Source organism: Bradyrhizobium sp. Mp19, assembly GCF_029952935.1.
Taxonomy (GTDB): domain Bacteria; phylum Pseudomonadota; class Alphaproteobacteria; order Rhizobiales; family Xanthobacteraceae; genus Bradyrhizobium; species Bradyrhizobium elkanii.
In genome coordinates this window covers 1-6,278 of the sequence record NZ_JASAUT010000129.1, presented here as the reverse complement: position 1 = coordinate 6,278, position 6,278 = coordinate 1, and the positions used below count along the sequence as shown (strand labels likewise).

Below are 6,278 nucleotides of genomic sequence, written 5' to 3'. Positions count from 1 at the left end.
CCCTCATGCGCGGCGGCGGCTCGACTGTGACGGAGACCGGTGGCGCCGCTATGCTGGCGCTAAAGGACATACGGACTCAAGTACCCCTCCTTGAGCAAAATGCCCCAGAGAAAAATTCTCGATTTTGCGCTCGCTGTCGTGGCCGTCGGCCGCTGCAAAGCACACAGATCGAGTGCGACTCCGCGTCCGATTGCTCACGCCCGGAACGCGCGATCGAACGGAAAAATTCATCCGCACTACAGGCAATGACGATCGATAGCCGGCCGCCTGGAGCCAAGAAAGAGCTCCCGCGTGCAGCGCGGGAGCTCAAAATCTCGGAGCTAGTCTCCGGGATTCCAGATGAGAAAGAAGCCGTTGTCATCGCCCAAGCCGACGGCCCGTCCAAGGTTGGCATAGAGCTTGCGAGACCCAAGTTCAGGTGCCGCGAGTGACAGGCTGACGTAGTCCTTGCCGCTGCTCTCGCCGCGGCGGATCCAGCCGGCGCCGATCTCAACTCCCTGGGCAATGATGCGGAAATCTGGCTGAGCCTCAGTCGACTTGCCGCTATTGGGAACGATGTCGATATGGGCACGGATCGACAAGGTCTTGAGCTCGCCCCTGTAGCCGCCGTTGTCCGTACGGGTGACGAATCCGATTGCAGTCATGGTCTGTCTCCTTCGCTGCCGCAGGGCCGATCCCCTGCGATGGCGAGACCGTCATGGGGAGCGAAACGCGATTGAACCCATCGGGGCGAAGCGCAGCGGCGCACCCGAGAGAGCACCTTTTTTGTAGCGAAGCGGCCGCGAGGAGCCGGCTTGCCGGCGGGGAAAAAAGGAGCTGGCGAGGGTTTCAGATGGCGGGGCGCTTCCCATAGGTCATCACGTCCATAAGCAGGGAAATCGTCCGCTGAGGCAGCCACAGGACAGACATTGACTGCGGAGACTCCGAACCGATCGTCCCAGGCGGCGCGTCAGGCCAATGCACGACCTGTCAAATCTGCCAGTACCCGCAGAACATCCGACCCGATAGAATCGCACAAGCCACAGCCGGCAACCGCCGAATATTGTTGAGCCGGATCGGCAAGGTTTGTTGGTCGGCGTGTGGATCGCAGTCAACCAACGGCCAATCGAGGGGTTCACCTTAGCCGAGCGTGTTTCGCCCGAGCCAAACGAGGGCAGAGCGGACAATGGCCAGTCAAGAAGCCAGCCGGAATGAAGAACGAAAATGAGGGCCTCGCAAAAGTGATCAATATCCGCACCTAGGATAACGCTGGCGCTCCCGTCTCAGGCATTGCTCCTGTCCGCTCATGTCGGCCCAAACTGCGGCTCGTCGCAATTGAGTTGCCGTCCATGCGTTGATTGTATGTGCCGATGGGCACTGATGACCTTGGGACGTCCAGCGCAAAGGGGCGCCTTACCAGATGCGGCACGTTAGTGCTTTCGCCGATCGCGATTTCACTAGCATGACCGATGCATCAAGGCAGCGCGAAGCTGTTGGCCTGCACGATCCACTTCGGCTTTCCGTGGCAGCGGCCGTGGCTTTTCCCGATGGCTCGATGACCGCGTCCGGATTGCGCAGAGAGAGTGCTCGCGGAAGGCTCATCATCGAGCGCATTGCGGGCAAGGATTACACGACACTCTTTCATATAGAGAGAATGAGGGAATTATGCCGCGTCCAAGCAAAGGAGCCCGGCTCTACAGACGCAAAGCCCGTTATCGCGAAGGCAATCTCGTCGCCCAGTCCGTTTGGATCATCAAGGACGGAGACCGGCATATCGCCACAGGATGCATTGCGAGCGCGTCTGAAACAAAGCCACCGCAGAAAGCAGAGCAAGCGCTAGCAGACTACATTGCGCAAAAATATCAACCGGAGCGCAGCCGAAGAGATATCGACGACATCGATTGCGCTGACGTCCTGTCGATCTATTTGACCGATATCGGCGAGCCGGGTGACCAGCTTGAAATCGAAGCGAGGATCGACCGGCTCAACGATTTTTGGGGCGGCAAGAAGCTGTCGGCAGTGAACGCGCAATCCTGCGCAGCTTACGTCAAACATCGCGGTAGCAAGGGCGGCGCGCGCCGTGACCTCGAGACTTTCCGCGCTGCGATCAACCATCATGCAAAAGAGGGCTTTCACCGGGGCACGGTTCGCGTGTCTCTCCCGCCGAAAGGCGAGGCGCGCGATCGGTGGCTGACACGCACTGAGGCGGCAGCCCTGGTTTGGCAATGTTGGCGCTATCGCGAGAAGCAGACGATCCACGCCGGCAGTTCAAAGGGCGACCCGGTACGGACAGACCGCCGACCACTGCGACACGTGGCCAGATTTATCCTGATCGGCCTCTACACCGGCACCAGAGCCGGCGCGATCGCGGCGGCATCGCCATACCAGGAGCTTGGGCACTCGTACGTTGATCTGGAGCGTGGTATCTTCTACCGCAGGCCGATCGGGAAGCGAGCCACCAAGAAGCGTCAGACGCCAGCTCCACTTCCGCCCCGGCTACTGGCTCATATGCGTCGTTGGAAAGACCGGAAGCTGATCAGCACCTGCTTCGTCGAGTTCAACGGCAAGCCGGTGGCTTCCGTGAAGAAAGGCTTCAAATCTGCCGTGGATCTGGCCAAGCTACCCGGGAAAGTCACTCCGCACACGTTGCGCCACACGGCGGCGACCTGGCTGATGCAGCGCGGCGTGCCGATCTGGGAGGCAGCCGGGTTCCTCGGCATGTCGTCGGAGGTCCTGCAGGATACCTATGGCCATCACCATCCCGATCATTTGCACGGGGCGGCAGCAGCCATTGGCCAAAAAGCGAGGTATGTTTCGGTGGTCAAATCGGTGGTTGACTCGGGAACAGCCACCGATGAGAACAAAAAACCTAAGGAAATCTGGTCGGAGTGGCAGGATTCGAACCTGCGACCCCTGCGTCCCGAACGCAGTGAGCATCTTCTAACTTATTGATTTTTCTTGTGTGGTGGCCACTCCCGTCCCGTTTTGTTCACGGTCGTTTCACCCAATTCATTGCGATTTCGTTGCGGCATTTCCTGACGAGAACGGCGCTCGCTGAGATGTCGAGCCGGCGAGCTGCAATGTGACCTGACTAAGTTCAAAATCAGCATCTGATCGCAAGGAGAAGCAATCCTAGCGATTTCCGAGCGCCCCTAAACTCTGCCGCATGAACACTGGTTTTTACGTAACAAGCTCAGTTCTTTCAGAAGACCGACTCTGATGACGTCTTCGGAAAAAGTGATCTGGCGGCGCCCACGATCGGCACCGATTGCACCCGGCCATCGACCGGACCTGCCGCTCGCCAACTTCCTTGACTGCGTCGGTGACGAGTTACTCCACGACTGCTCCAAAGCGCCACCCTCGGGCTTGTCTGGGTAGCCAGCTAAAACAGTAAGCCAAGTCTTTTCACTACTCATGCATTTCATTGCTGGCGCGGGAGGGATCCGACCGCCGAATGACGAAAACAAGATACGTCGGCGTCGCCAGCTCTATGCTGTGGCTGGTCCACCGTAAAAATCTTGGTCCGTTTCTGACAGCGACGTAAGGTCATGTCAGGATCGCCACACTGCGCGTCGGGTTCAGATTTTTCAAAGCACAGTTTGCCGCTTACTGCGCGCTTGCGGCGTTGGCACGACCATTGCTCCAGCAAAGATCAGCTTCAAAGATACAGAGGAAAACGGTCATGCTCTTCTTCCCTAGTTCGCGCGTCCTACACAGAACAGCGATCCAAGTCGGATCGTAGCCATGTCGTTCTGTGAGCCAAGGAGTTGCCAGACATATTTGTCTTCCTAAGACCGCTTGGCCTCCGACCTTAGGTTCATTCGCCCATGAAATCCGCGATTGTGTTCGACTGGAATGGCACGCTGCTCGATGATGCCAATGCGGTGCTTCAAACCATCAATGCAATTTTGAGCCGATTCGGTCGCGCAACCGTAGATATGCGCAGGCTTCGAGAGGAATTCGAACTCCCTCTTTCGGTTCTCTTCCGCAACCTAGACATGTCGAAAGATGAAATCGACGTCGTGGAGAGAAATGACAGCGCCATTTTTCATGACACTTACGAATTCTTGGCGCGCAACGCTGCCTTACGCAAAGGGGCACGAAATGTTTTGCTCGCCGCTGATCACAGAGCCGTTCACACCATTATTGTCAGCAATCACATTGTTGAACCAATTCGCGCACAAGTGCGAAGACTTGGAATCAAGACTCACGTCACGGACATTTTGGCATTTGAGAACCGCGCAACCCAGTTTAAGAGCGTGAACAAGGAAGAACGTCTGCGCTTGTATATGCAGGCCAATGATATACCTCCACAAAGAACCGTCATCGTGGGTGACATGCCAGTTGAGACGGAGATTGCCCGCAATCTCGGTCTTATCAACGTATCAATAATGGGGGGATTCGTTTCCGAAGCACGCTTGCGCGCCGCGGGGCCTGATTACATGATTCATGACCATCACGAATTATTACCCATTTTGCAGAAGCATTGCATTCTTCCGATCGGATGAGTCACCACAAGAGCATAACAGAAGAAGCTGCCGGTTGGCGCGCTATTGCTGTCCGCTTGGTCTTCACACCATTCGACGAGAGTGGTCGGCGATCAAGTTCTTTCGTCACACGGGCGAACTATCAGTCAGTTCAGTCCGAAAGCTTGCGCCAAATATCGCGATCCGTTCGGCGCCCATGTGAGTCTACGCGGTCGGTCTGAGTCCGTCACATGGCACGATGCTTGCTGGAATCATTCGCTACCGAGAGGCGAGGAAGACACTGCGAGGGGCTTGGAAAAACAACATGAGCAGAACGGCTGTGATCGGTGACGTCATTTCAGGCACCGATGTTGTGAAGCGTGCAGCGCGCATCGGTGCCGAAGTCAAAAATATCAAGCTATCGGGCGATCTACCGGACCACACGATCGACGCTATTAACAGCTTGTTGCTCGAGCACAAGGTGATCTTCTTCCGCAATCAAGGACATCTCAATGACGCCGAGCATGAGCGCTTTGCCGCTCGCCTTGGAAAGCTAGTTCCCCATCCGATGCTCGGTCCTACCAAGGGGATGGCGTCGCTCCTCGAACTGGACTCCAGTCGCGGCGGCGGTCGCGCCGATGTTTGGCATGCGGATGGGACCTTCGCCGAAGCCTATCCCAAAACTTTGGTCCTACGAGCCGTTGTAATGCCAACGTTCGGAGGCGACACCGTGTGGTCGAACACAGCGGCTGCTTATCTTGATCTACCGGCACCGCTACAGCGGCTTGCAGAGGAACTATGGGCCGTTCACAGCAACGTTTTCGATTACGCCGGAATCGCGCGCGTCCGCGAGGTCGACAAGAGACACTTTGACGAGGTGTTCACCAGAACGGTTTTTGAGACCGAGCATCCCGTCGTGCGCGTCCACCCCGAAACAGGCGAGCGGGCGCTGGTGCTCGGCGCCTTGGTGAAGCACTTTATTGGGGTCCCTAAGTACGACGGACAAAAGCTGTTCGATCTGTTCCAGTCTCACGTCACCGCGCCCGAAAACACTGTGCGCTGGAACTGGCTAGAGGGCGATATCGCGATATGGGACAATCGCGCAACACAGCATTACGCAGTCAACGATTACGGTGACCAGCATCGCGTCGTACGTCGGGCCACGATCGATGGTGACGTGCCCATCAGCGTAGATGGCCGGAGCAGTGTAACGCGCCTGAAGGTAACGGAATAGCGGCCCAAACTCGGCGGCGCCTAGGTTTATGCATCGCATTAAGCGTCGCGCGACAGCTTTGAGAAACCTTAGGCATCACTGTCCTGCGCCGGCGACCGGTGCGTCGCCTCGACGTTTCAGTTTAGAAAACCCTCGATCGGTGGCCATAAAGCGCGCTAACATGGGGGCGATAAGCTTAGTCGGTTCGACGACTTGACCACCTTGAAGCGAAAGGGCCTCTGCATATGCAATGAGATCACGATGCACGGCCGCCGGCAGCTCCGTACTCACTTTGACCGGCTTGTCGTCTGGAAGCTCTCCTATTTTGAGTTTTGGCATGTTGTCACCCTCTATACGGCGTAACTATGAGGTCACGATTGACAAGAACACGAACCGGGAAACCAGGCCGCACGGTCAAAGTGGGCTGGATATTGAGACTGCGTCGAACCACCTGCTGTCCGGTTTGGTTTAGTGAGTCGGAGGCGCCGTGTCGCAACGCCTGGATGATGGCGCTGTCGTTGCTATTGGTGTCCGAACCAGCCCCTAGTACCCGGAATCAGAGCTGAGTGATACGGCGGCCTTTGAAACGGCGTTGACGGACCTTTTTCTTGGTCCAGACG

The 6,278-nt window shown here is 57.0% G+C and carries 5 protein-coding genes, 1 tRNA gene and 2 pseudogenes; 3 read left to right on the top strand and 5 right to left on the bottom strand.

The features are described 5' to 3' along the window. Positions 1 to 320 precede the first annotated feature (320 nt). Both QJT82_RS44845 and QJT82_RS45710 read right to left on the bottom strand, forming a co-directional pair. Positions 321 to 644, bottom strand: coding sequence for a DUF736 family protein (locus QJT82_RS44845; RefSeq protein ID WP_028344406.1), 324 nt, complete (start codon positions 642 to 644; stop codon positions 321 to 323). A 1,171-nt stretch (positions 645 to 1,815) separates the two neighbouring features. Next, positions 1,816 to 2,115 (bottom strand): hypothetical protein, encoded by a 300-nt coding sequence (locus tag QJT82_RS45710; RefSeq protein WP_338132206.1) that lies wholly within the window; start codon positions 2,113 to 2,115, stop codon positions 1,816 to 1,818. On the opposite strand from QJT82_RS45710, the pseudogene QJT82_RS44840 reads away from it, so the two are divergent. Next, positions 1,999 to 2,727: pseudogene (locus tag QJT82_RS44840) on the top strand (site-specific integrase); the annotation flags it as partial. The gene QJT82_RS45710 and the pseudogene QJT82_RS44840 sit on opposite strands and share 117 nt — an antisense overlap. Before the next feature lie 132 nt (positions 2,728 to 2,859). Here QJT82_RS44840 and QJT82_RS44835 read toward each other — a convergent pair. Further along, positions 2,860 to 2,962 (bottom strand) — tRNA-Ser (locus QJT82_RS44835). An 844-nt stretch (positions 2,963 to 3,806) separates the two neighbouring features. Between QJT82_RS44835 and QJT82_RS44830 the strand changes: the two genes are divergently transcribed. Together QJT82_RS44830 and QJT82_RS44825 are read left to right on the top strand one after the other, a co-directional pair. Beyond that, complete coding sequence (locus tag QJT82_RS44830; protein ID WP_016848237.1) at positions 3,807 to 4,487, top strand: HAD hydrolase-like protein; 681 nt, start codon at positions 3,807 to 3,809, stop codon at positions 4,485 to 4,487. A 283-nt stretch (positions 4,488 to 4,770) separates the two neighbouring features. Further along, on the top strand, positions 4,771 to 5,679 hold the full coding sequence (locus QJT82_RS44825) for a TauD/TfdA family dioxygenase (RefSeq protein ID WP_026192417.1): 909 nt from the start codon (positions 4,771 to 4,773) through the stop codon (positions 5,677 to 5,679). A 75-nt stretch (positions 5,680 to 5,754) separates the two neighbouring features. Here the strand turns inward: QJT82_RS44825 and QJT82_RS44820 are convergent, their stop codons facing one another. Both QJT82_RS44820 and QJT82_RS44815 read right to left on the bottom strand, forming a co-directional pair. After that, complete coding sequence (locus QJT82_RS44820; RefSeq protein ID WP_075968962.1) at positions 5,755 to 5,997, bottom strand: DUF2274 domain-containing protein; 243 nt, start codon at positions 5,995 to 5,997, stop codon at positions 5,755 to 5,757. Between the two features lie 4 nt (positions 5,998 to 6,001). After that, a pseudogene (locus QJT82_RS44815) lies at positions 6,002 to 6,205 on the bottom strand (TrbI/VirB10 family protein); the annotation flags it as partial. Positions 6,206 to 6,278: the final 73 nt, after the last annotated feature.

Bases quoted from the DNA above. Each gene is read 5' to 3' on its own strand.
- QJT82_RS44845 (WP_028344406.1), bottom strand. From the start codon at position 644: ATGACTGCAATCGGATTCGTCACCCGTACGGACAACGGCGGCTACAGG.
- QJT82_RS44830 (WP_016848237.1), top strand. From the start codon at position 3,807: ATGAAATCCGCGATTGTGTTCGACTGGAATGGCACGCTGCTCGATGAT.
- QJT82_RS44825 (WP_026192417.1), top strand. From the start codon at position 4,771: ATGAGCAGAACGGCTGTGATCGGTGACGTCATTTCAGGCACCGATGTT.
- QJT82_RS44820 (WP_075968962.1), bottom strand. From the start codon at position 5,997: ATGCCAAAACTCAAAATAGGAGAGCTTCCAGACGACAAGCCGGTCAAA.